The organism is Marinobacter sp. MBR-105 (assembly GCF_053628895.1).
Map to the genome: position 1 here is coordinate 25,807 of NZ_JBRJHG010000011.1, position 23,070 is coordinate 48,876.

General features: G+C 55.8%; 22 protein-coding genes. 8 read left to right on the forward strand and 14 right to left on the reverse strand.

Annotated features, from left to right (window positions below; all coding sequences use genetic code 11):
• Positions 1 to 277: 277 nt before the first annotated feature.
• From ACSSVV_RS13420 to ACSSVV_RS13435, 4 genes are all read right to left on the reverse strand, one after another.
• Positions 278 to 1,531, reverse strand: a complete 1,254-nt coding sequence (locus tag ACSSVV_RS13420; RefSeq protein WP_454106391.1) for a tyrosine-type recombinase/integrase — start codon at positions 1,529 to 1,531, stop codon at positions 278 to 280.
• A 325-nt stretch (positions 1,532 to 1,856) separates the two neighbouring features.
• Positions 1,857 to 2,867 (reverse strand): nucleotidyl transferase AbiEii/AbiGii toxin family protein, encoded by a 1,011-nt coding sequence (locus tag ACSSVV_RS13425; RefSeq protein ID WP_454106392.1) that lies wholly within the window; start codon positions 2,865 to 2,867, stop codon positions 1,857 to 1,859.
• Complete coding sequence (locus tag ACSSVV_RS13430) at positions 2,860 to 3,465, reverse strand: DUF6088 family protein (RefSeq protein WP_454106393.1); 606 nt, start codon at positions 3,463 to 3,465, stop codon at positions 2,860 to 2,862. The genes ACSSVV_RS13425 and ACSSVV_RS13430 overlap by 8 nt, the downstream gene beginning before the upstream one ends.
• Positions 3,466 to 3,576: 111 nt before the next feature.
• On the reverse strand, positions 3,577 to 4,071 hold the full coding sequence (locus tag ACSSVV_RS13435) for a putative molybdenum carrier protein (protein WP_198324796.1): 495 nt from the start codon (positions 4,069 to 4,071) through the stop codon (positions 3,577 to 3,579).
• A gap of 243 nt (positions 4,072 to 4,314) precedes the next feature.
• Here ACSSVV_RS13435 and ACSSVV_RS13440 point away from each other — a divergent pair, with 243 nt between their 5' ends.
• Positions 4,315 to 4,479 carry a helix-turn-helix transcriptional regulator gene (locus ACSSVV_RS13440; protein WP_081432094.1) on the forward strand — a complete coding sequence of 55 codons (165 nt, stop codon included), beginning with the start codon at positions 4,315 to 4,317 and terminating at the stop codon, positions 4,477 to 4,479.
• A 582-nt stretch (positions 4,480 to 5,061) separates the two neighbouring features.
• On the opposite strand, the gene ACSSVV_RS13445 is transcribed toward ACSSVV_RS13440, so the two are convergent.
• Together ACSSVV_RS13445 and rlmE are read right to left on the reverse strand one after the other, a co-directional pair.
• A complete protein-coding gene (locus ACSSVV_RS13445; protein ID WP_454106394.1) occupies positions 5,062 to 6,615 on the reverse strand; it encodes a methyl-accepting chemotaxis protein in 1,554 nt (517 codons plus the stop codon).
• Positions 6,616 to 6,946: 331 nt separating this feature from the next.
• Complete coding sequence (gene rlmE / locus ACSSVV_RS13450) at positions 6,947 to 7,570, reverse strand: 23S rRNA (uridine(2552)-2'-O)-methyltransferase RlmE (protein WP_011783941.1); 624 nt, start codon at positions 7,568 to 7,570, stop codon at positions 6,947 to 6,949.
• A 180-nt stretch (positions 7,571 to 7,750) separates the two neighbouring features.
• On the opposite strand from rlmE, the gene ACSSVV_RS13455 reads away from it, so the two are divergent.
• The gene (locus ACSSVV_RS13455; RefSeq protein ID WP_022993322.1) at positions 7,751 to 8,479 is read left to right on the forward strand and encodes a TrmH family RNA methyltransferase; all 729 of its coding nucleotides are present in this window, start codon (positions 7,751 to 7,753) and stop codon (positions 8,477 to 8,479) included.
• A gap of 105 nt (positions 8,480 to 8,584) precedes the next feature.
• A complete protein-coding gene (gene ovoA, locus ACSSVV_RS13460) occupies positions 8,585 to 10,735 on the forward strand; it encodes a 5-histidylcysteine sulfoxide synthase (protein ID WP_454106395.1) in 2,151 nt (716 codons plus the stop codon).
• 28 nt (positions 10,736 to 10,763) lie between these two features.
• Here ovoA and ACSSVV_RS13465 read toward each other — a convergent pair whose 3' ends face one another.
• Positions 10,764 to 11,522: a fructosamine kinase family protein gene (locus ACSSVV_RS13465; RefSeq protein WP_454106396.1), complete on the reverse strand. Its 759-nt coding sequence runs from the start codon at positions 11,520 to 11,522 to the stop codon at positions 10,764 to 10,766.
• Between the two features lie 103 nt (positions 11,523 to 11,625).
• Between ACSSVV_RS13465 and ACSSVV_RS13470 the strand changes: the two genes are divergently transcribed.
• Complete coding sequence (locus ACSSVV_RS13470) at positions 11,626 to 12,621, forward strand: lipid A deacylase LpxR family protein (RefSeq protein ID WP_454106397.1); 996 nt, start codon at positions 11,626 to 11,628, stop codon at positions 12,619 to 12,621.
• Between the two features lie 39 nt (positions 12,622 to 12,660).
• On the opposite strand, the gene ACSSVV_RS13475 is transcribed toward ACSSVV_RS13470, so the two are convergent.
• From ACSSVV_RS13475 to ACSSVV_RS13500, 6 genes are all read right to left on the reverse strand, one after another.
• Complete coding sequence (locus tag ACSSVV_RS13475) at positions 12,661 to 13,287, reverse strand: peroxiredoxin (RefSeq protein WP_011783934.1); 627 nt, start codon at positions 13,285 to 13,287, stop codon at positions 12,661 to 12,663.
• Positions 13,284 to 13,736, reverse strand: coding sequence for a TIGR01244 family sulfur transferase (locus ACSSVV_RS13480; RefSeq protein ID WP_114434300.1), 453 nt, complete (start codon positions 13,734 to 13,736; stop codon positions 13,284 to 13,286). The genes ACSSVV_RS13475 and ACSSVV_RS13480 overlap by 4 nt, the downstream gene beginning before the upstream one ends.
• A gap of 14 nt (positions 13,737 to 13,750) precedes the next feature.
• Positions 13,751 to 14,617: an MBL fold metallo-hydrolase gene (locus ACSSVV_RS13485; RefSeq protein WP_011783932.1), complete on the reverse strand. Its 867-nt coding sequence runs from the start codon at positions 14,615 to 14,617 to the stop codon at positions 13,751 to 13,753.
• A gap of 222 nt (positions 14,618 to 14,839) precedes the next feature.
• A complete protein-coding gene (locus tag ACSSVV_RS13490) occupies positions 14,840 to 16,105 on the reverse strand; it encodes an FAD-dependent oxidoreductase (RefSeq protein WP_454106398.1) in 1,266 nt (421 codons plus the stop codon).
• Between the two features lie 235 nt (positions 16,106 to 16,340).
• Positions 16,341 to 16,940, reverse strand: a complete 600-nt coding sequence (locus ACSSVV_RS13495; protein WP_011783930.1) for a cytochrome b/b6 domain-containing protein — start codon at positions 16,938 to 16,940, stop codon at positions 16,341 to 16,343.
• Positions 16,937 to 18,556, reverse strand: a complete 1,620-nt coding sequence (locus tag ACSSVV_RS13500; protein ID WP_454106399.1) for a tetrathionate reductase family octaheme c-type cytochrome — start codon at positions 18,554 to 18,556, stop codon at positions 16,937 to 16,939. Before ACSSVV_RS13500 ends, ACSSVV_RS13495 begins: the two co-directional genes overlap by 4 nt.
• A gap of 197 nt (positions 18,557 to 18,753) precedes the next feature.
• Between ACSSVV_RS13500 and ACSSVV_RS13505 the strand changes: the two genes are divergently transcribed.
• A complete protein-coding gene (locus tag ACSSVV_RS13505) occupies positions 18,754 to 19,215 on the forward strand; it encodes a hypothetical protein (protein WP_454106400.1) in 462 nt (153 codons plus the stop codon).
• An 84-nt stretch (positions 19,216 to 19,299) separates the two neighbouring features.
• Positions 19,300 to 20,265 carry an SLAC1 anion channel family protein gene (locus ACSSVV_RS13510; RefSeq protein WP_011783927.1) on the forward strand — a complete coding sequence of 322 codons (966 nt, stop codon included), beginning with the start codon at positions 19,300 to 19,302 and terminating at the stop codon, positions 20,263 to 20,265.
• A 45-nt stretch (positions 20,266 to 20,310) separates the two neighbouring features.
• On the opposite strand, the gene ACSSVV_RS13515 is transcribed toward ACSSVV_RS13510, so the two are convergent.
• Complete coding sequence (locus ACSSVV_RS13515; protein ID WP_011783926.1) at positions 20,311 to 20,856, reverse strand: rhodanese-like domain-containing protein; 546 nt, start codon at positions 20,854 to 20,856, stop codon at positions 20,311 to 20,313.
• A gap of 246 nt (positions 20,857 to 21,102) precedes the next feature.
• On the opposite strand from ACSSVV_RS13515, the gene ACSSVV_RS13520 reads away from it, so the two are divergent.
• Positions 21,103 to 22,152, forward strand: a complete 1,050-nt coding sequence (locus ACSSVV_RS13520; RefSeq protein ID WP_454106401.1) for a cytochrome-c peroxidase — start codon at positions 21,103 to 21,105, stop codon at positions 22,150 to 22,152.
• 163 nt (positions 22,153 to 22,315) lie between these two features.
• Positions 22,316 to 23,053, forward strand: coding sequence for an oxygen-insensitive NADPH nitroreductase (gene nfsA, locus ACSSVV_RS13525; protein ID WP_113879527.1), 738 nt, complete (start codon positions 22,316 to 22,318; stop codon positions 23,051 to 23,053).
• The last annotated feature ends 17 nt before the right edge of the window (positions 23,054 to 23,070 follow it).

Here is a 23,070-nt window from a genome sequence, read left to right on the forward strand (position 1 = left end):
ATACCAGAAACCGACTGGGCACTCGCTGACGTTGCACAACGGCATCCTGAAGCTTAAAGTGTCCAAGAGCTTCTTAGGTAATGGTGTTGCAGCACCAAGATTCTAATTGGCTCAGGCCGGCTTACTGGCTGACACATGGAAGCTTGGCGTTGAGGCTCCAACCATGGCGCCAAGCTTCCCTCTCTTGCCTCGGATGTATCCCGAGATCTATTGAGATCTTACCAGACCAAATTGGCAGTTTTTGGCGATGGACACACTCGCAAAAACAGCCGGCTCCTTACTCCTCTTCTACAGTCTCCATCACCCACGTGCTCCAACGCTCCAAGGCTTTCGCCTGCTCGTCAAATAGTGTTGCTCGTTGATATATGTCCTCCAGGCGATCATCACTCAGATGATTCAGAATGCGTCTTATCACGTGAGGCGGAGTCTCGCAGTACTCTCCTAAACCTGTTGCCACAGTTCGCCTCAAATCGTGGACCGAGAACCGTTCTAAACCAAACAATGGCGCCTTCTCGTTGACTTGTTGGGTTTTTATGCCTTGCAAGCGAGCAATAGCGGTTGTGAGCGAGTTTGAACCAATCGGTTGCCAAGGTGCCCTGGTACTCCTGAAAACGTAGGTACCGTCCATATCAAGCGATTGGAGCAGGTTCTTAAGCGCTGTGGAGATTGGTACGGTGTGCTTTCGGCGACTCTTGGTAATCTCTGGAGGCAAGTTCCAAACGTTTGTGTTGAAGTCAATATCTGACCATTTTGCTTGGCAGATTTCTCCCCTGCGCAGCCCAGTCAGCAGAATCGCTTTCAGTGCGGCGCGAACGGAGGTGTCCAAGGAACTGTCCTCAAGCGCCTCCCAAAACCGCTTCATTTCCGACGGTGTCAAAACGCGACTACGTGGCGATCCCTTCGACGCTCCCAGTTTGGCCGGTTGCAGGCCGTAGCAGGGATTCTCATCAATCAACCCTTTGGCAACTGCGAGCTCAAACATACCGTTAAGTATCGTTAAACACTTCCTAGCCTGTTCACGACTATTCAGTTCGGATACTGCGGAGATAAGCGAAGCTGCTGCCTGCTTCGTAATTGTAGGAATCAGAATTTGGCCAAGTGTTCGCCGTAGGTATTTATTCCAGCGCCATGTTGTTTGCCGTACAACCTGTTCTGAGGGAGTTCGTTTCGTGCGTGTAGAAGGTGTACTCGAGTACACACGAATCCAATCGTCAAACAATTCTTGGCCGGTCCAAGTTTGTTCAGCGACCTTCTTACTTTCCTTGAAAGCCTTCTTTGGATTAATCCCTTTGGCAAGCAACGCACAGGCCTCACCATGGACATCTCGTGCTTGTAGCAGAGAAGTTGTAGGGTAGCGTCCCAAAGAAACAGCATCCTGCTTGCCGCGAAACCTAAAACGGTATGACCAAGTTTTTGTTCCACGAACGGAGATTCTGATAGCAAGCCCCCCACCATGCGGGGATTTCACCGACTCCCAGTAAACGGTCTCCCTGGGTTTCAGTGATGCAATCTGGCGATCGGTCGTGAGCAACGGAATATCCTCCACTCAAATTGTAACCACACTTGTAACCACAAATTGAGTGTATAGACCGATATTCCAATAGACAACGAGAGACAACGAAAACACACAACTATTTGTTTTAAATGCTATTTTCGCATATCTAGGCATATAAGTTGATATAGGAGCGTTGCCCTCCGGAGGCAAAGGTCATAGGTTCGAATCCTATCGGGCGCGCCATGAATATCAAGGACTTGCGTGAGAGCGCAGGTCCTTTTTTTTGGCTTGTGCCCAAATGGTGCCCTGACAGTGCTCGGCGTTCACTGGCTAATCAGTAAAATGGCGGGCACAACGACGCTCACCAGCTGTTAACACGGCTTTCGAGATCCCGGATTGAGTCGACGATTTCCTCAAAGTCCGGAGGTGTCGAGTACATCATCCCCGCACCCACCATTTTCTCGTAGTCACCCCGCAACCCCTCCAGAGTATCGGTCTCCGGCAATAGCTTCAGCCGTCCATCCAGACACTCGTCATAGTTCGCGTAGCCCGTATGGAAGAAAACTTTCTTGTGACGAACTACATCCTCTAAAAGCTCCCGGTTTTTGACCGCTGATCGGCCGGCAGGATGCTCTGCAAGCATCACCAAGTCGTACCAATGTCGGGACAACCTTTCAGCACTGTCCCTGAGCTTACCCCTACTACATTCAACATGTATGAGCGTCGCTTTCTCCCAGAAGGTCCGTTCCGGCGAGAGCACCACGACCTCACTGCTCGGATAGACTAGGTCTTGCGTCAGCTCAGAGATGTATGGGCAGACCGTATGCGTTTCGTTGGGATCGATGACATTTCTGCCACCTAGCTCAATAAGTACCTGCGAACGGATGTATTCATCCGAATCCTCTATAACCGATGGGTAAGTGACCCAGATTTTTTCACCTCCATCGTCTAGCTCAACGGTGTGATGCTCAGACGCTGGCAATTTAGCCAATTCTCTTTCTAGGTATGGAACGACCACTTCATTCGCATAGGCAAAAACATAACCTTTCAGTCGTTCACTAAACTGCTTGGTTTTGGTACGACTTACGCCCCCTGCGAATGGGTCAAAGCCGTCCTCGAAGGCCCTGTAATCCAACGTGATATCGACATCCTCAGAAAAGCGATCAATCACATCGTAAACTTTGGAGAGCGATGTACCACCTTTAAAAGCCATCGGGTGCGCACCAGGCATGGAGAACAGCGCCTGCAGAGTCCAGCAGACCCATACATCCTTTTCCAAAACAGATGCACTGCGAGCCAGTTGAGGTGCAACAGTTTGAAGGATATCGCGTTGTTCCTCCGCGGAAAGTTCGAGAAATACCTGCTCAGCCATGGACACGGCCAGTCTCATATTGCCTGAACACCTCGCTCATCCAGGCCGGCATACGGGAGGAAAGCAACGTCTCGAACTCTTCTTCGCTCAACCCCTCTTTGATCCGCTTCACTACCTCGGTACTGATGTTGTTTTTACCCAGATACCAAAGAGCAGAGAGGGCCAAGCCAGGTCTTTTGCCCGCATGCTGAAGCTTTCTCTGACTGCTGGTGTGCACAAGCCTCACTTTAAGTTTACCGATGCAAATTTCTCGGGTGGGGCCACTAGTGTAGTAAACCGGTGTCGTTGGCATTTGCGTACTGAGCTTGAAGCGGCGAGCCGCTTCTGCCCCGTGAACCTGAATGGTTTCTCCATGCTCTTTCGCGATCACCTCAACCACACGCGACACGTCGGGCATCACCACCCCGACAAACCTGCTTTGCTTTGGCCGGACAAACACGCCCCTTGCAACCCGCTGAATCACACCCGCCTCTACTAGCCTAGACATAGCCTTATCCACAGCTGCGCGTGACCCGAGCCGAAGAAACCTTGTATTTGTAAAGGGCTCACCTTGCGGGAGCTTGACTATTTGACGCTCAATGGACTCTTTCACGGACATGACACACCTCCAAGCATTGTCAGAAAAACTACTACTTTTTCGGACACTATTCAAGCTTGATCGACGTGACAACATCGAGTTTTGCTGACGTATTGGCGGAGCTAAGCCTCATCAACATCCTGAATTATCACCTAGCAACTCAGAAATGACCTCAAAGACATAGGGGTAAATGCCAGCGCATTGCGAAGTTCTCGGACCTGCAACATTTAACGTCCCTATCTGATTATCGATGCAAAATTCCCGGATCTTCTCAACAGCCAGGCCCGGCTCTACTACAGAAATATCAATCAGCTTTAGCGGTTTCCGCTCCTTCAGAGCCATAGAAACAGTCAATGCTGTGCCGCCCTTGAGCTCGTCGCGATAGAAAACAAGCGTACCGTCGCCTGTCTGAACATTTTTTCGGGTTCGGGCTCGATAGCCTCCAGTGATTTCCGTAAGCGGGTAGCGCTCCGGTATCGTCCCATCCTCTGCTAGGCGCCCTTTTGGGCAAGCGCCCGCGATCGGGTAATCCCGGTCTATCGCCGCATCAAGTGCCGCGCGGTCGGCACCAGTCTGACCACCGCTAATGACTTTCATTGGATACCGCTTCATATCAGTCGTTTTCAATCTTTAAGCCTCCCAACGGCGATCAGATCTGTCGCCACATCCATCGGAATTGGATAGCCTTTCCACCACGCCACTCACCCAGTCGAGCGGCCTTTGAGTCTGACGATCAAAAGCAGGCCATACCTACTAATCAGACATTCATCAATGCTGTCATCGATCAATTCAGACAACGTCATCTGGAGTATCACAGGTTCGTTTGAAGCGGAACAAATCGAAACCTCCGCAACTGCCGAGAGAAAGCCCATGTTTTACACCGTCGATGAAGTGAGTAGCCGTTACAAAGTCTCAACTAAAACTATATGGCGCTGGGTCAGAGAGGGGAGATTTCCCCGACCGGTCAAGGTCGGCCCGGGGACAACTCGTTGGAGGGAGGAAGACCTGCAAGCTTTTGAAGAGGGCTTGCAGTGAGTCGTCACCATTGTATGTCGCAATACAAACAACCTCGCCTAATCAAGAAGCCACGCGGAAATGGCATTTCTCCGAGCGAATCGTGCTCGATAGATTTGATCGTAGCATGATGGCAGGAATGCTATTGTTTATTTAATTCAACGATGTAGTTTTCTCCGGACCCTAAAGCGTGCCCGATTTCCGGACACTGAAATCCTGACAATTCTGCACTCCCCGACCCGACAAAATTGGATCCAAATGTCCGTTTAGAGTGCCTGGAGGGCACCGATCAAATGTCCTGTTTCCGGACATTGGTTACCTGACAAAGGTGTGCCAAACTTCGGCGCTAATTGGCTTAAAATGCTGATATATCGGGGTTTTGGAGGCTGGTGTTTTTTGCTTTAGGCATTTGATCTTTCAGACTTTTCACCGATTTAGACCGGTTGCTGCCTACCTTCGAAGGCGCACTCCGGAGGCAAAGGTCATAGGTTCGAATCCTATCGGGCGCGCCATTATTTTCGAAGGCTTGCGTGAGAACGCAGGCCTTTTTTGTTTGTCTTTGCCCAAAGTGTTTCGAGCGTTTTCAAAAGCGGCGAATCTGGCTTATTTGAACCGCACCACCAGCTCATGCGACTCAGCCGCAATTTTCTCCATCTTCTCGACACTGGAGGCCGACTGCGCTCCTTTCTCAAAGTTCACCGATGCGAGCGAGGAAATGCTCTCGACCTGCTCGTTAATCTGGTCGGAAACCTGCGCCTGTTCCTCCACAGCGGTGGCCATCTGAATCGCCATTTCTGCAATGGTATTCACTGAGTCTGCAATCTGGTTCAGGGTCTTTTCCGCATCCAGCATACGGTCCAGCCCACTGTCTGAAGCCAGATTACCCTGTTCGGCGACCTTCACCGATTCGGACGACCTTGAGAGAAGCTTGTCGATGATCCCGTGAATCTCACGGGTGGAATTCTGGGTCCGTTGGGCCAGGTTCCGGACCTCATCCGCCACCACCGCGAAGCCACGCCCGTGTTCCCCGGCTCTGGCAGCTTCAATCGCCGCGTTCAGAGCCAGCAGATTGGTCTGCTCGGCGATGTCTTCAATGATCTTCGCCACATCTGCAATCTTTTCACTCTCCGTCGCCAACTCACCGACGGAGCGACTGATGCCATGAACGGTGGTTTTCAGTTCTTCAATAGACTGCCTGGTTGAGGCGACAACCTGGCTGCCCTGTTCCGCCAATACCCTGGCCCCATCGGCTTTGTCGGCGGTTCGCTGCACGTTTTCGGAGACTTCGCCGATGGTCTGCGACATTTCATGAACTGCAGCAGCCACCTGCTCGGTCTCGGCCTGCTGTTTCCGCATGGTGTCCTGGGCCTGAGAGGAGTATTCCAGACCTCTGACTGCGGCAGTCTTTACGCCGGCGGCAGAATCTTCAATCCGGGTCAACACGGCGTCAAGGTGGGCTTGTTGCGCTCTGACCGCCACTTTGATGCGCCCCAACTGCAGGTCATCATCGGTGTAGCTTCGCGCTGCCAGGTTGTCAGTAAAGGTATTACCCATCATATCGGTAACCGACTGAATTAACCGGTGCCTCGCTATATTCATCCAGATCGCATAGGCGAGCACACCCACCGACAGCAAAAACTCCGACAACACTTGTTGGCCTGAGAGAAACAATCCTCCGGCTGCCATCAACAATCCAAAAAGGCACCAGGTGCTCGGCGCCACCCGCTGCCAGAACGGGATCCCGGTTTTCCCTTCCCGAATCGACTTGTAGAGTTTCTCAGCCCTGGCCACATCCTCCCGGCCCGGGCAAGAGCGAACGGATTCATAACCGACAACCTCGCCATTTGCGGTCACCGGTGTGACGTAGGCGCTGACCCAATAGAAGTCGCCGTTCTTGCAGCGGTTTTTCACCAGGCCCATCCACGGTCGGCCGGCCTTGAGGTGAGACCACATGTTCTCATAGGCTTTCGGAGGCATATCCGGATGACGAACGATATTGTGCGGTTGACCAATCAACTCATCCCGGGAAAAACCGCTGACCGCCACGAAAGCGTCGTTACAGTGCAAGATCTTTCCCCGCAGATCCGTTGAGGAAATCAGTTTTTGCGATTCCGGAAACGTTCTTTCGTTCCCGGTTATGGGTAGATTCTGTCGCACGAGGTTCGTCCTTTTCAGCCTGGCCGGTTGTTGTCGGTGGGGCGGCGTTTATCGCTGTCCCGTTGCCCAGTTCCAGTTTGTTTTGTAACGAACAGCCACAAGTCCCATAGGCCTCTCTCAGGCGCTCCATACCTTTTGATCGTGGTGTGGTTTCAAAGAAAAGGATATTCAGGGAGGTGGCAATATCAGGCAGCCTGCGAGAACAGTCCCTTTCCTCACAGGTTAAAGAATAGACGATTTCGGAAATTCTGCTCGACAGCAGTAAAAAATATGTAGCCACTCGCACCAAAAAAGCAGTTTGGCCGCAGAGCGTCGCAGTTCGACCTTAAAATCAGGCTACGCGGAAACCCTTGGCCACCAGATACACCTCCCGGGATCTGGCCCGGGACGAATCCGGCTTGCGAATCACCACCTTATCGAAGGACTCGCGCACGGTTTTCACATACTCATCATAGCCTTCACCATGGAACACCTTGGCAACAAAACTGCCTTTGGGTTTGAGCACCTGGCAGGCCATATCCAGGGCCAGTTCCACCAGATACATGGAGGCTGCCTGGTCTGCGGCGTTTACGCCACTGATGTTGGGGGCCATATCCGAGATCACGACGTCAGCACGGGCCCCGTCCAGTATCGCCATGATCTGGTCGAAGACCTCCTGTTCGGTGAAGTCGCCCTGGATGAATTCAACGCCGGCAATCGGATCCATCGGCAAAATGTCAGACGCCACCACACGGCCCTTGTGGCCCACCAGTTTCGCCGCCACCTGGGACCAGCCGCCCGGGGCCGAACCCAGATCGACGACCAGGTCCGTGGGTTTAATCAGCCGATCCTTGTTGTTGATTTCCAGCAGTTTGTAACTGGCACGGGAACGATAGCCATCCTGTTGCGCCTGTTTTACAAAGGGGTCGTTTACGTGCTCTTCGAGCCACCGGTTACTGCTTTTCGAGCGTGCCATCGCCTGCCTTCTGTTCACTGCGGGAAAACCGGCATTGTACGCCGGCGTCAGTGACGCCGCAAAAACCAGCCACTTCCTGACAAGCCAGCCAAGCCCCCGTACAATAGCGCCTGATCACATGCCTCATTAAAACCATCATCGCCCGGCCCCGGCCGTGCCAGGCACCATGGAAAGCAGACCGTGAAACTGGACGACATCAAAAAGCTGCATCAAAAGAAATACCGCCAGTCGTTCGGACAGTTTCTGGTGGAAGGCGAGCATCTGGTACTGGAGCTGGAAAAAGCGGCGAAGCAGGTGCCCCACTGGCGCAACGCCCAACTGTATGTGACCGGCGCCTACGAGCACTGGCCCAGCCTCTGGCCCAAGCACGTCATCAGTGACCGGCAGATGGCCCAGCTTTCCGATACCAGAACGCCTCAGGGCATCCTGGCGTTGGTGCCACTGCCACCGGCTGCCCGCGGAGAAAACGCCTCCCGGGAAAAAGCGCTTTACCTTCACGAGGTGCAGGATCCCGGCAATCTGGGCACCATCCTGCGCACGCTGGCCTGGTTCGGTGGCTTCCGGTGCCTCCTTAGCCCCGGCAGCGTGGATCCGTTCAATCCGAAAGTGGTGCGCGCCAGCATGGGCGCCATATTCCATGTACCGCTGGAGACCGAGGTTGCCCTGGACACGCTGGGGCAGCGATACGCCCGCATCGCCTGCCTGGACATCGGCGGCGATTCTATCACCAAGCCCGAATTCCAGGCCCAGGACTGCTACCTGTTTGGCAATGAGGCCCGCGGCGTGCCAAAGCAAGCCCTGACTGAACTTAGTGCCCACGCCTACACCATCCCCGGTGCGGCCGCTATCGAGTCGCTGAACCTGGCCTCCGCGGTCAATATGGCGGTTTATGAGCTGAACCGCGCCTGAGTCCCCCGGATTAATTCCGGCCTTTACTTGCCAGTCGCTGAACCGGTTACCTATGGTTGAACGTAATCCTGTAGGACATCATTCACTGGAAGGATCGGTTCAGCCATGGAGTTCTCCAACCCGACTGCAATTCTCGAACGCCAACATGCCATCGGTTTAACCCGCACGCCCAATCTGGCCGAGGGAACCCCGGACACCAAGCGCCAGGAAATCGCGCGCTATTTCACAGACACCTTCGACACCTACACGCGCCTGTTCGATTGCCTGGCTGATGACTCCGGCTATTACCAGAAATCTATCCCGCTCCGGCATCCGCTCATTTTCTACCTTGGCCACACCGCCACCTTCTTTGTGAACAAACTGGTACTGGCCAAGATCCTGAAAGAACGCATCAACCCCAACATGGAATCCATCTTCGCGGTGGGTGTGGATGAAATGAGCTGGGACGACCTGAACGACGATCACTACGACTGGCCCGCTGTCCAGGAAGTACTGGACTACCGGGCACAGGTGCGCCAGACCGTGCTGGAGTTGATCGAAACCATGCCGCTGTCGCTGCCGATTGACTGGGACAGTGACTGGTGGCCCATCGTGATGGGCATCGAACATGAGCGAATTCACCTTGAGACGTCCTCGGTGCTCATCCGCCAGCACGCGTTGGAACGCGTTCAACCGCAACCGGAATGGGCGCCCATTCGGGAAACCGGCGAGGCACCGGAAAACGAGTTGCTCACCGTTCCCGCTGGCAAAGTACACATCGGTAAGCCCTACGACGATGCCTTTTACGGCTGGGACAATGAGTACGGCGAGCACCAGGCCGACGTCGCCGAGTTCAAGGCCAGCCAGTACCTGGTAAGCAATCAGGAGTTCCTGGAATTTGTCGAGGCCGGCGGCTATCAACAAGACGAATACTGGAGCGAGGAGGGCCTGGCCTGGCGAACCTTTGCCGAAGCCAAACACCCCACGTTCTGGCGCTGGCAAAATGGCTGGCAGCTGCGCCTGATGACTGAAGAGGTGGAGATGCCCTGGGACTGGCCGGTCGAGGTCAACTATCACGAGGCCAAGGCGTTCTGTGAGTGGAAACGTGAGCAAACCGGCAAACCCATCCGCCTGCCCACGGAAGACGAGTGGTATCGCCTCTGTGACGAATCCGGCGTCCGAGAAGTGGGAGAATCCCCGGCCAACGCCAACCTCCACCTGGACCATGGTGCCTCGTCGTGTCCGGTAACGCGCTTTCGCCACGGCCAGTGGTTCGATGTGGTTGGCAACGTCTGGCAGTGGACCGAAACGCCCACCTATCCGTTCGACAACTTCAAGGTGCATCCACTGTACGACGACTTCACCACACCCACGTTCGACGGCCAGCACAATCTGATCAAAGGCGGCTCCTGGATTTCCTGTGGCAACGAAGCAAGGCTGGCCTCCCGTTATGCCTTCCGTCGGCATTTCTTCCAGCATGCAGGCTTCCGCTACATCACCTCCGAGGCCCAGGCTGTTCAACCCAACGCCTACTACGAGAGCGACCGGCTACTCACTGAATACGCCGAGTTCCATTACGGCGACCGTTGGTTTGGCGTCGCCAATTTCCCGAAAACCATGGCGGAACTGGCCCTGGACGCTATGGCCGGCAAAAAGACCGGGAAAGCGCTGGATCTGGGCTGTGCCTGTGGCCGGGCAAGTTTTGAGCTGGCACGCCAGTTTGACGAGGTTGAAGGTGTCGATTTCTCCGCCAACTTCATACGTCTGGGGGTGGAGATGGCCGAGCAGGGCGCCATCCGGTATTCACTGACCGAAGAAGGCGAACTGGTCAGCTACCACACCCGCACCCTGAAAGAACTGGATCTCGAAGATACCGCCGCCAAGGTGGCGTTCTATCAGGGCGATGCCTGCAACCTGAAGCCCCAGTATTCCGGTTATGACCTGGTATTGGCCGCCAATCTGATCGACCGCCTGTACCGGCCACGTCGTTTCCTGGAGGGTATCCACGAGCGCATTAATGAAGGCGGGCTGCTGATTATTGCCTCCCCGTATACCTGGCTTGAAGAACACACCCCGAAAGAGGAATGGCTCGGCGGTTTCAAGAAGGATGGCGAAAATCACCGAACGCTAGACGGCATTCGAGAGTGCCTTGGAGAGCACTTCCGGATGGTGGGCGAGCCCCGGAAAGTGCCCTTCGTGATTCGCGAGACCGAGCACAAGTTCCAGCACACGCTGTCTGAAGTGACCGTGTGGGAACGCAAACCCGCCAGGAGCTGAGTGTGATGCCGGCGTTACCAGCTTCTGATCACGGGGCTGGTAACGCCGCCAAGGCCGACAGGCCACGCTCGCAACCACCCAGATACCCGCCACCAAACAGGTTGTAGTGGTTGAGGTAGTGGTACAGGTTATAGATTTCTCGCTTGGTGGCGTAGACCTCAGTGCGCGGGTATACGCGATCGTAGGCACGATAGAATGCCGCGCCGAAACCGCCAAACATCTCGGTCATGGCAAGGTCCGCCTCCCGGTCGCCCTGATACACCGCCGGGTCAATCAGCCAGGGGCCATTACGGTCAAACATCACGTTGCCGTTCCACAGGTCGCCATGCAGCAGGCTCGGCTGTTCACAATGCTGATCCAGCCAGTTGGCCAGGCGGGCATCACAGGCTTCCAGGGTGCGCTCGAACCTGGCTCGCACCCCGGCATCTGAGATCCGGCTGACCTGATACTTCAGCCGCTGCTCCAGGAAAAACCGGCCCCAGGAATCTGTCAGCGTATTGGGTTGAGGTGCCAGGCCAATGAAGTTGTCGCGGCGCCAGCCATATTGATCCCGAGCCAGCAGGTGCAACTGCGCCAGCCCCTCCCCCAACGCAGTGAGGCACTTGTCGTCGGGCGGTGCTGAGTCAATCCGCCTGAGGGTAAGTCGGTGCTGGTTCACCTCCATAACCTCCGGAATACGGAGTGCTTCAACCCCTGCCTGTTGCAACCCGTCCCGAAGAGATTCCAGACCCTCAGCTTCGCAAATCAGCGCATCGGCATAGCCCGTGGTATTGGTTTTAACGTGCATATTGACTCCTGATTAGCGCGGGTATGGATCTGTTTGCGCCATAAAACCGTAGCAGGGTTCTGCTAAGATACTTTGCATCCTACCCTCACGGAGTCCATTCCCAATGCCCATCCGAGCTCTTTTTGCCCGCATTAGCCTCTTACTCGTGCTAGCACCCGCTTCCGCCAATGCGGAACAGTTCAACCTTGCCTGGGACAACGATCTATTCACTGGCAGCGACCGGGGCTACACCAATGGCGTGCGCCTGTCTTACCTTACCAATACAGCCGAAGACTCCGGCGGAGGCTCAGCCCGACTTGCAAGGGCGGGCAGAGATAGTCTGTCATTTCTGCCCGGCGTCGGCGACGCCGCCAACAACCATGCAATGACTGTCAGTCTGCGTCAACTCATGGTGACACCGGCAGATATTAGCCAGGAAGAGCCTCAACTCAATGATATCCCCTACGCCGGTCATCTCTCCCTGAGCAGCACCCTCTGGAGCTGGAGCGCCGACAGTATTACGGGGTACGGCGCTCACATTGGCGTGGTTGGTCCTGAAAGCGGCGCCGAAGCCAGCCAGAAATGGGTACACAAAATCACCGGGAGCGAACGCCCCAAAGGATGGGACAACCAGCTAGGGACCGACGTGGTTGGCGGATTTCAGGCGGCCCACGGGCGCAAACTGTTGCAAGCGGGGCAACGCGGCGACCTTGAACAACAGTTTTCAGCGGTGGGCTCCGGCCTGCTGTCCAGTTTTCGAACCTCCGCGACCGTTGGCGTGATCTGGCGGATGGGCAGAAACCTTCCGGCCAATTTTATACCGGATTACGCCGGCAGCTCCTCGGCCATCGCGCTACCCGGATCTTTCAGTGACGCGAAAAGCGCCTGGTCAGTATTCATAGGCCTGGGGGCGGAATACATTGCCTATTCCTATCTGGAGGACAATTCCGGGCCCTACCGGTTCAGTGAAGGCCCCTTGCTCGGCCAGATAGGCCTGGGCGGCACCTGGCAGTGGGACAACCTGCAAGCCGCGCTGATTTTGCGGGCCACGACGGGGGAGGAACAGCGTAACCAGGATAACTTCAGCTTTGGCACGCTGTCTTTTAGCTGGGCCTTATGAGGAGGCGCCCCGGTCGGGGCGCTTCCTCAGTACCAGAAATCAGATTCTGGTCAGGCGCAGGTAAGGACGCAATTCGTTCCAGCCCTGCGGGAACATGTCCTTCGCCTTCTCGTTGGAGATGGACGGTGGAATGATCACCTCGCCACCTTTCTTCCAGTCCGCCGGCAATGCACAGCTATTGGCATCGGCCGTCTGCAGCGCATCGATGGCACGCAGGATCTCGTCGAAGTTACGGCCCACCGCCATCGGGTAGGTCATGGTCAGACGTACTTTCTTGTCCGGATCGATAATGAACACACTGCGCACAGCGGCGGTTTCGCTCTCACCCGGATGGATCATTTCATACAGCTCAGCGATCTTGTGGTCCTCATCGGCAACGATCGGGAACTGCAGATCACAGCTCTGAGTGTCGTTTACATCATCAATCCACTTCAGATGTTCTTCGACTGAGTCAGTCGACAAACCGAGAGGCTTCACATTGCGGGCAGCAAACTCCTGCGCCAGCTGTGCCGTGCGGCCCATTTCTGTGGTGCATACCGGGGTGAAGTCAGCCGGATGGCTGAAGAAGAACACCCAGGAATCGCCGGCCCACTCGTGAAAGCTCATGGGGCCTTTGGTGGTGTCTACGTTGAAATCAGGGGCAATTTGTCCAAGACGAATCGTCATTTCATTTCTCCTGTCGGGGTTTCCACGTTTGTGGCATTGGTTAACAAAGCTTCAATGGGTTGGGTTTCATGGCCTGCGTCATGGGCCGCTTTGAGCAACATCGGGATATTGCATTGCGGGTTCCGGGCCCGGGACTGGGCCCACATGTGCACCGCCCGCCGGCCTGTGCGGCAGAATCCGAGAATGGGCGCAGGGGCCGCATCAAGTGCCTGTGCAAAGGCATCCACATCCTGTTCGGTGTATTCACCGGAGGCGACCGGCACGCAGAACCACTGCAGGCCCTGGCTGGCTGCTGCTTCCAGGAAGGCTTCTTCACCCTCGTAGCCGTCCTCGCCCGCGCGGCGATTACAGATCACGGTTCGGAAGCCCTGGCGGCGAATGTCCTCAAAGTCCTCAGGAGCGACCGCATCTGCCACGGCGAATCCTGGTTCCAGAAAATGAATCTTCATCGTTAATCTCCAGCTCAGAAGCCGTTTACCGGGACTTTCAGGTAAACCTGTCCGTTGTCTTCCGCCGGCGGCATGGCCCCGGCACGCATGTTCACCTGCACCGACGGTACGATCAGCCTCGGCATGGCGAGCGTGGCATCGCGCTCGGTTCGCATCCGCACAAATTCGGATTCGTTCATGCCCTCGCGAACATGGATGTTACGTTCGCGCTGTTCGGCTACCGTGGTTTCATGCTGGTATTCATCCCGCCCCGGCGCCTTGTAGTCATGGCACAGGAAGATCCGCGTCTCGCCGGGCAGAGCCAGTACCTTCTGCACAGACTGGTACAGGGTCTGGGCGTCACCGCCGGGGAAATCGCAGCGGGCGGTACCGGAATCCGGCGCGAACAGGGTGTCGCCAACAAAGGCCGCATCACCGATAACGTAGGTCAGGCATGCCGGCGTGTGACCAGGCGTGTGAAGGACCTGCCCCTCCAGGTTGCCAACCCGGAAGGTGTCGCCCTCCTCAAACAACTGGTCAAACTGGCTACCGTCCCGGGCAAATTCGGTGCCGGCGTTGAAGGCTTTTCCGAAGATTTCCTGAACATCCACAATCTTCGCGCCTATGCCGGTCTTGCCACCCAGGTGTTCGTGCAAGTAGGGCGCAGCGGAGAGGTGGTCGGCATGTACGTGGGTTTCGAGAATCCACTCCACCTGAAGATTGTTGTCCCGAATAAACGAGATGATCTGATCGGCGGAACGCACGTCGATCCTGCCGGCGGCATAATCAAAATCCAGTACCGAGTCGATGATGGCACAGGCCTGGCTGTCAGGATCCTGAACGACGTAGCTGAAGGTGTTGGTCGCTTCGTCGAAGAAGTGAGTGACTGATGGCGTTTGCATCGTCGTGTCCTCCTCGGGCATGGGTATCGTTAACTCACACCCTCAGTAGACCATACTTTTAGATATAACCATATACCATTACCGCATATAAAATTTGATATAGGCGATAGCTCCGGTAAATCACATATCAGAAGCTTTAATTAATTCGCTATGGATGAAGGACGGAGGACTAAATCACAGGAGGGGGCGCCCTGTCCGGGCGCCGTTTTTCTGAACGTTGTTTCAGTGATGCTCGCGGACGGCAGGGCCGGCCAGCCACTCCCGACCTTTGAGCATACCGTGCCAGTATAAGGTGGGCAGTTGCTTGGCCTTGAGCCACCAGGCAGCGCGGGTGGCTTTGGTGCCATCGTTTACCCACTGCGGGAAACTGGGCTGAAGCACACCGTTATAGCCAAATTCGGCCAGCACGATGCGGCCGTTCTCTACCGTCAACGGGCAGGAACCGTACCCGAGGTAAGCCGCAGGCAGGGGCTGATTCCGTAAACTTGCAATGAGGTTTTCCGCCACGACCGGCGCCTGCTTTCGAACGGCTGCGGCGGTTTTGGCATTACCGGTGCCGCTCACGTCGCCAAGTCCGAATATATTGGCAAAGGTTTTGTGTTGGAGCGTATCGTCCGCCAGATTCAACCAGCCACCGTCATTGGCCAGAACGGACTCGCGGATGAAACCGGGCGCCCGCTGGGGCGGCACCGCGTGCAACATATCGAAATCCAGTTCCCGATCCTGGCTGTTACCTTCAGCGTCCGTAAGCCGGAACGTGGCTTTCCGGGCGGGGCCGTTAACAGCTACCAGATTACTCTGAAAGTTGACCTGAATACCGTATTTATCAATGTATTCCTGAAGTGCCGGGACATAAGCCGGCACACCGAACAGAACCGCTCCGGCATTATGAAACTGAATATCGAGTTGGCCAAGAACTCCGTTTCTGCGCCAATGGTCGGAAGACAGATACATCGCTTTCTGCGGCGCCCCGGCACATTTGATAGGCATGGGTGGCTGGCTGAACAGGGCCCTTCCCTTTTTCAGGGCCTGTACCGTTTGCCAGGTGTATTGCGCCATACCCTGACGGTAGTTGGACGTCACACCATTGTCCCCAAGCGCGGATTCCAGACCATCAATCGCAGACCAGTTCAGCTCCAGCCCAGGCGCCAGCACCAGTGCCTGATAGGAAATACTCGAACCGTCCGCCAGTCTTACCTGATTCTGCTCCGGCATTACGCCCGAAACCGCCTGCTGATACCAGGAGACAAAACCCGGCATCACCTGTGACATGGGCCGGGAGGTAACCTCCGGCTGAAAAACGCCGCCACCGACCATGGTCCAGCCTGGTTGATAGTGATGGGTCGCGGATGGTTCCAGGATCGCGATATCCAGACGGCGGTCCCGTTTGTACAGGCTGGACGCCACCGAGATACCGGCAGCGCCGCCACCAACGATAACAATGGTGTGGTGCCTGTCTGCCCCCGCCGGTTCTGTTCTGCTGTTCATGCCTCTACCCTCTTGTGTTTGTTCGCACGGCATTTCATCTTGATGTATATCAAATCCTAACACCATTTAAGATATATCGTTATATCGATATGAAATATAGCGATGCACAAGGTCCTTCGCGGTTCATAGCGCTCAAGGCGGGAATATAGAGCGGTGGGAGTGGCCTTTACACGGCCGGGATGGCTGTCGGGCCGGGGGCGGTCAGGCAAACGAGAGGCGTTTACCTGACTGCGGCTCAGTGACTGTCCAGATCCTCATAACCGGTAATCATCGGTTTGATATAACTGGTCAGGGTTTTACCCATGGTGGCCATATAAACGTGGGCAATCACAAACACCAGCATGGCGAACGCGGCACCGGTGTGAACCAGCGCGACCGTTTCCAGCTGCAGCGCGCCGGCCAGCGTTGCGGGCCAGTCATTATAGAACAGATACAACAGACCAGAAGCCCAGATAATCGGTGAAATTATCAGTTTGAAGAACAGGTAAGCCAGCCGCTGCAGCGGGTTGTGCTTGGCCCTTGAGGTCTTTTTGTAGGGATGGGCGGCGCCGGTAAAAGTACCCACCAGATAATAATGCATCACCGCAAACAGGCCATCCCGGGTAGGAATATACTGGCGCCACTCGCCGGTGGTGAAATGCCAGAAAATGGCAAATATCCACAGCACAATCAGTGCCCAGGCGGCCAGCGTATGCACCTGCACGGCGGTACTGAAGCGCATGACGTCGTAGCTGCCATGAATGGCAAAGCCGGTGAACAGCAAGACAAAAATCAGCAGCGCCTGAGTCCAGTGCCAGAAGCGCTCAAAACGTTTGAACATCAGTACCCGGCTCATTGGTCTTTCCTCCCACTGAACACGACCCTTGCCATGGCGTGCACCAGAACACCAAACAGGGTGGCTGCCACCAGCAACCAGCCAATCCGGTCCAGCCAGACACTACCGTTGTGGCCTGGCATATAAATACCACCCAGCCCCGCCAGCCGGCTTTCAGCCTTGTGGCAACTGCCGCACTTCACCGCCTGTTCAGCGGGTGCCACCATGTGGGTGATCGGCCAGTGCATGGTGGTTTCGATAAAGCTGAACTCACCACTGTAGGGCATGCCAGACAGATCACTGGCGGCTTGCAGGGCTTTCTCCCAGCTGAAATTGCTCCACAACGAGGTATCATCGGCACCGAACACATGGGTGGCCAGCAAGGTCTGTCTCTCGGTATCAAACGGCTGCTTTCCACGCATCACCTTGAACGGCCAGATGCGGGATTCACCATTATCAGGGCTGCCTTCCACCCGGTTAATGGCCACCGGCGGATTCTCGATATCCAGCGGATCCCCGGCCAGGGTATATTTCACTGTGCCATCAAACCAGGCGTACTCCGGCACCACATTCTCGCCATGGCGGAAATCCCCTTTTTCACTGAGGTAGCTCGGGTGGCCATGGTCGTCCAGCTGTTTTATTGGCTGTCCGTTTTCATCCAGCCGACCGGCGGTGGACCAGTCCCACCAGGTCTTGGTGGGCACCCCGCCCCGGGCAAAAGCCGGGATGTGGCAGGTCTGGCAGGCGAGTTTGTCTACGTGGTCGTTCAGTTTTGGCTTGTCGTGGGGCGCAAGGCCATGGCAGGACTCGCAACTGGCCCGGGAGAAATCCGTATGGCCCGGCACATCAATGCCCAGAGTATCCCGGGCATTGGCCTGGTACCGGCTGCCGGATACCGCATGGCCCATGGTGGTGTGGCAGTCGGAACAGCCGAAATTCAGGCCGTCCGGCGACATATGCACATCCAGCGATTTCGGTGGGTTGATCAGGGACGTATCCAGATCGCCATGTTTCACGCCGTCGGCACCGCCTCCATGGAAGTGGCAGCTACCGCAATTCGCCCTGCCACTGGCGCCCACATTCCGGGCAATGCGCTCCAGGTCCGGCGGCTGAACCATTTTGCCGCTGCCCTTGGGCCATTCCCGGGGAATATAGGTGGGGTGGCCCGCCAGCGTCGGGAATTTCCAATATTCCCCCGTGGTGTCGTGGCAAACCAGGCAATCCACCGCATTCTCGGCCTGCGGCGGTGGCTCACGCATATCGTTCCAGCCGTAACCCACATGGCACGACGTACACCGGGGCTCGTTGGTAATGGTCATCCCGCAAAAGCTGTTGATGACCTTGCTTTTGCCCAGGGTCTGCCCGGTTTCGTCATGCTCGTAGAGCCAGGTCCAGTGAGTGGTCTGGCGAATCTGTTCACCGGCCTCGGTATGGCAGGTCAGGCAGGCCGCCGTCACGTCTTCCGCCCGTTCGAAGGGGCCCTGTAATGCCTTGAACTTGCTGTGATCTGCCGTGGTGGTCGATTTCCCATTTACAGCCGCTATCGAGGCGGCCCCATTCGCGGCAAACACCAGACAGGCGACGAGCACCAACCACCTGAGCGAAAAAATGATTCGCAGAGCTCTTTTATTGTTCATATCCACACCGTCCACTCAGATGAGCATCTACCTTTAGTCTAGTCGCGCCGTGCTGGTTTTCCCGGCAGCGTGTACAAAGATTGAGCAGGATCAATCTATCGCCCGGCGGCGGACAGATCAGTGACATTGTCACTGAAGCTTCGATAGTTATGCCCCTAGGATTGGCATGTGAACCAACAACACTCAGGAGTTACCCCATGATGAATGCAATCAAGACTTTTGTACTGGCTCTGCTATTCTCGGCCCCGCTGACAGCCATGGCCGATAACCACAAGGCAAACAACGGCAATAAAGGAAACACCGTGGACGAGGTTCTGGTGATTCTCTCCAGCGACTCTCTGCAAACCCAGGGTATGGCGATGGTGCTATCCAACACCATGGCCCAGAAAGGTGCCAAGGTGAATGTGCTGCTATGCGACGAAGCCGGCGACCTGGCCCTGAAAGCCTATGAGGCCGAGCCCCTGGCACCGAAAAACGTCACTCCGGGCCAGATGTTGCGTGGTCTGATGAAAGCCGGTGGTACGGTGAATGTATGTGCGCTGTACCTGCCCAACAGCGAGTACAGCAAAGACGACCTGCTGGACGGTGTCGGCGTTGCAACCCCGCCGGCCATGGCCGCCCAGATGCTGGATCGCAAGATGCGCACCTTCACTTTCTGAGGCCTGACATAGTTCCGGTGTTTTTCATGCGCCAGCCTCTATCGGGCTGGCGCTTTTGGTTACAAGCAAACAACGAGGTATCCGATGGCGCATAGCGACGTTTCACGGCTACAGAACTTCCCGGTTTCCTGGTTTGCCACAGTCATGGGGCTTGCCGGTTTGACCATTGCCCTGCACCGGGCAGAGGCGATACTCGGGTGGAGCATTCACCCAAGCCCTGCACTTCTGGCATTGACCGTGGCCGTGTTCGCCACGCTGGCCGGCCTCTACCTGTTAAAACTGGCCAGACACCCCGCCAGTGTCAAAGCTGAACTGAGCCATCCGGTCAAACTCAACTTTTTTCCGACCATTTCGATTGGCCTGATACTGATCAGCATTGCCCTTCTGCCTCATTATCCGGGCTTGTCACAGATTGTCTGGACCGCCGGCACTGTGCTGCATTTCGGCTTCACGCTGTATGTGCTGTCGATCTGGATCCATCACACCCATTTCGAGATTAACCATATGAACCCGGCCTGGTTCATCCCGATTGTGGGCAACATCCTGGTACCCGTCGCCGGAGTGCATCACGCGTCGGTGGAAATTTCCTGGTTCTTTTTCAGCATCGGGCTGCTGTTCTGGCTGGTGCTGCTGACCATTATTTTTAATCGAATGTTCTTCCATCAACCGCTACCGGGAAAGCTGCTGCCTACACTGTTTATCCTGATAGCACCACCCGGCGTCGGAATGGTGTCCTGGTTACAGCTGAACGGAGAAGAAGTGGACGCCTTCGCCCGGATTCTCTACTACAGCGCACTGTTCCTTACCCTGATGCTGTTTACCCAGACATCCCGATTCATCAAAGTCCCGTTCGCCCTGTCTTGGTGGGCCTATTCATTCCCCATGGCAGCAATCACCATTGCCACACTGTTGATGCATCAAAGCCTGGGGCTGGTCTTCCTGAAATGGTTGGGGCTGATCTTGCTGATAGTGCTTTGCCTGCTGATTACCGGGCTGGTGATCAGAACCGCAGTTGCGGTGCGGCGGCGGGAAATCTGCGTGGAGGAGTGAAACCGGGCAGTGACGCCCGCCCAATGCAGGCGGGCGTCGTCGCTATCACGGACGATAGATTTTCTCGGGGTTGGCCTTGGTCGACCAGGGCAGGCCGGAATTCTGCCAGCCGTTTTGCACACGGAATCCTTTCTTTTCGCCTTCCTTCACAGTACTGCCCTGGAAGCCGTTGTCGATGTACTTCACGTTGGTAAAGCCACGTTCCAGGAGGTAATCAGCACTGGGCTTGCCGCGGGCGGAACCGGAGCGGCACATGGTGATGATCAGGGAATCCCGCGTCAGTCCCTTTTCCTTCAGCGCGGCATCAACCTGGGCAACAAAATCCTCGTTGATGTCCATGGCGAAGACACCTTTCTCATCGTTCCAGCGCGTACGATCCACCAGCTGGAACGGAATGTTTCGGTCCACCGCATCGGTAAAGCCGATGAACATGATTTCCACCGGATCCCGGACATCAATGAACAGCAGATTGTCACCTTGCTCCTGAACCGTGTCCCAGGTCTGCTCCGGAGTCACAGACAGTGCCTCTTCCGCTTGGGCTGACATCGCAACCGTCAAAAAGAAAAGCACAGACACAACAATCGGTTTCATAACGCGTACTCCTGCCTACTTTTAAATTTCTTCTGAGCATAACTTTATAACCTAAATAAAAGCGGGAGAGCACGGCTTTTCTGCGCGACGAAATGCCGCAGAAAGATCCACAAATTGCAGACCGGAACCAAACTTGATGAACATCAAGTTCAGAACCAACTCTCGCGTTTTTGCGATGAACCACGCTGCCACTCTGTTACGTTGGAACCAGATGGATACCGAGTTGTTCTCAAAGGAGAAAGCGACATGATCAAGCATCCACTGGCAAAAGCACTCACCCTGAGCCTGGGCGTGGCAGCAGGTTCCGCCATGGCGGACAACCTGATGGAACGGGCCAACAGCATGTTCGAGCCCATTCCCAAATACCCACCGGTGATTGACGGTAATGAACTCACCCAGGCCAAGGTTGAACTGGGCAAGATGCTGTTCTTTGAACCGCGCCTGTCTTCCAGCCACCTGATCAGCTGCAACACCTGCCACAACGTGGGACTGGGTGGCGATGACGAGCTGCCTACCTCGATCGGCCATGGCTGGCAGAAAGGCCCCCGGAACTCACCGACCGTATTCAACGCCGTGTTTAACGCGGCCCAGTTCTGGGATGGCCGTGCCGCCGACTTGGCCGAGCAGGCCAAAGGGCCGGTACAGGCGGGTGTCGAGATGAGCAGCACGCCAGACCGTGTGGTGGCTACCCTGAAGAGTATGCCGGAGTATATCGAGCGTTTTGAGGATGCCTTCCCGGGCCAGGAAAATCCGGTCACCTTCGACAACATGGCTGTGGCCATTGAAGCCTATGAAGCGACACTGATCACCCCGGAAGCACCTTTCGACAAGTACCTGCGCGGCGACGGTTCCGCTCTGAACGAGAGTGAAAAAGAAGGCCTGGCCCTGTTCATGGACCGCGGTTGTACCGCCTGCCACAGCGGAGTGAACCTCGGCGGCCAGAACTACTATCCGTTCGGACTGGTTGCCAAGCCCGGTGCCGAGATCCTGCCAGAGGGCGACAAAGGCCGCTTCTCTGTCACCGAAACCGCGTCTGACGAGTATGTGTTCCGCGCCTCTCCACTGCGTAACATCGAGCTGACCGCGCCCTATTTCCACTCTGGCGCCGTCTGGAGCCTGGAAGAAGCCGTTGCGGTGATGGGTACTGCCCAGCTGGGTACCGAGTTGAACGACGACGAAGTGAAATCCATCGTCGCCTTCCTCAAGACCCTGACCGGCAATGTTCCGGAAGTAACCTATCCGGTACTGCCACCAAGTACGGCCAATACGCCCAAGCCGGTGGACATGATCCCGTAAAGCACGGGCTCTGCATTCACCCTCAAAGGCGCGCCTCCCCGGCGCGCCTTTTTTGTCTGGCGAAAGTCATACCATCCGGACAACTACCCACCTTTGTCCGCTTGTGCGGTTGCTGATGAGCAAGCTATCGTCTGTTCTCTTTCTCAAAGACAGGCGAGAGGTTATGAACCCGACCATTGAACTTCTGAAATCCCACCGCTCCATCCGCAAGTTCAAGGACCAACAGATCCCCCGGGAACTGTTCGAAGAGCTGATTCGTGCCGGCCAGAGTGCCGCCACCTCCAATCACGTTCAGGCCTACTCCATCATCCATGTGGTCAACCCGGAGAACCGCCGTAAAATCGCCGAACTGGCCGGCGGCCAACCCTATGTCGCCAACAGTTCCGACTTCCTGGTGTTCTGTGCCGATATGAAACGGGCGACCGAAGCCGCAGAGCGGGCCGGTGCCGAGGTGATACGAGGTATGACCGAGCAACTGCTGGTTGCCACCATCGACACCGCCCTGATGGCACAGAATGTCGCCATTGCGGCGGAATCCGAGGGGCTGGGACTGTGTTACATCGGAGGTATTCGTAACAACCCGCAGGACGTGAGCGAGATTCTGAAACTGCCGGAACATGTCTACCCGGTATTTGGCATGTGCCTCGGCTACCCCGATCAGAACCCGGAAGTTAAGCCCCGGCTGCCACTTTCCGCGATTCTGAAAGAAGACGCCTACACTGATGCCGATGACACCGCACTGGTGAACCGTTTCGACCAGACCATGAATCAGTATTACCAGGCCAGAAGCAGCAGCAATAAAGACACCACCTGGTCCGAACAGCTGAAGCCGCTGTTTACCTCAAAACTGCGCCCGCACATAAAACCATTCCTCAACGGTCGCGGTTTCGGTACCAAATAGATCGATTTTTTCGATGC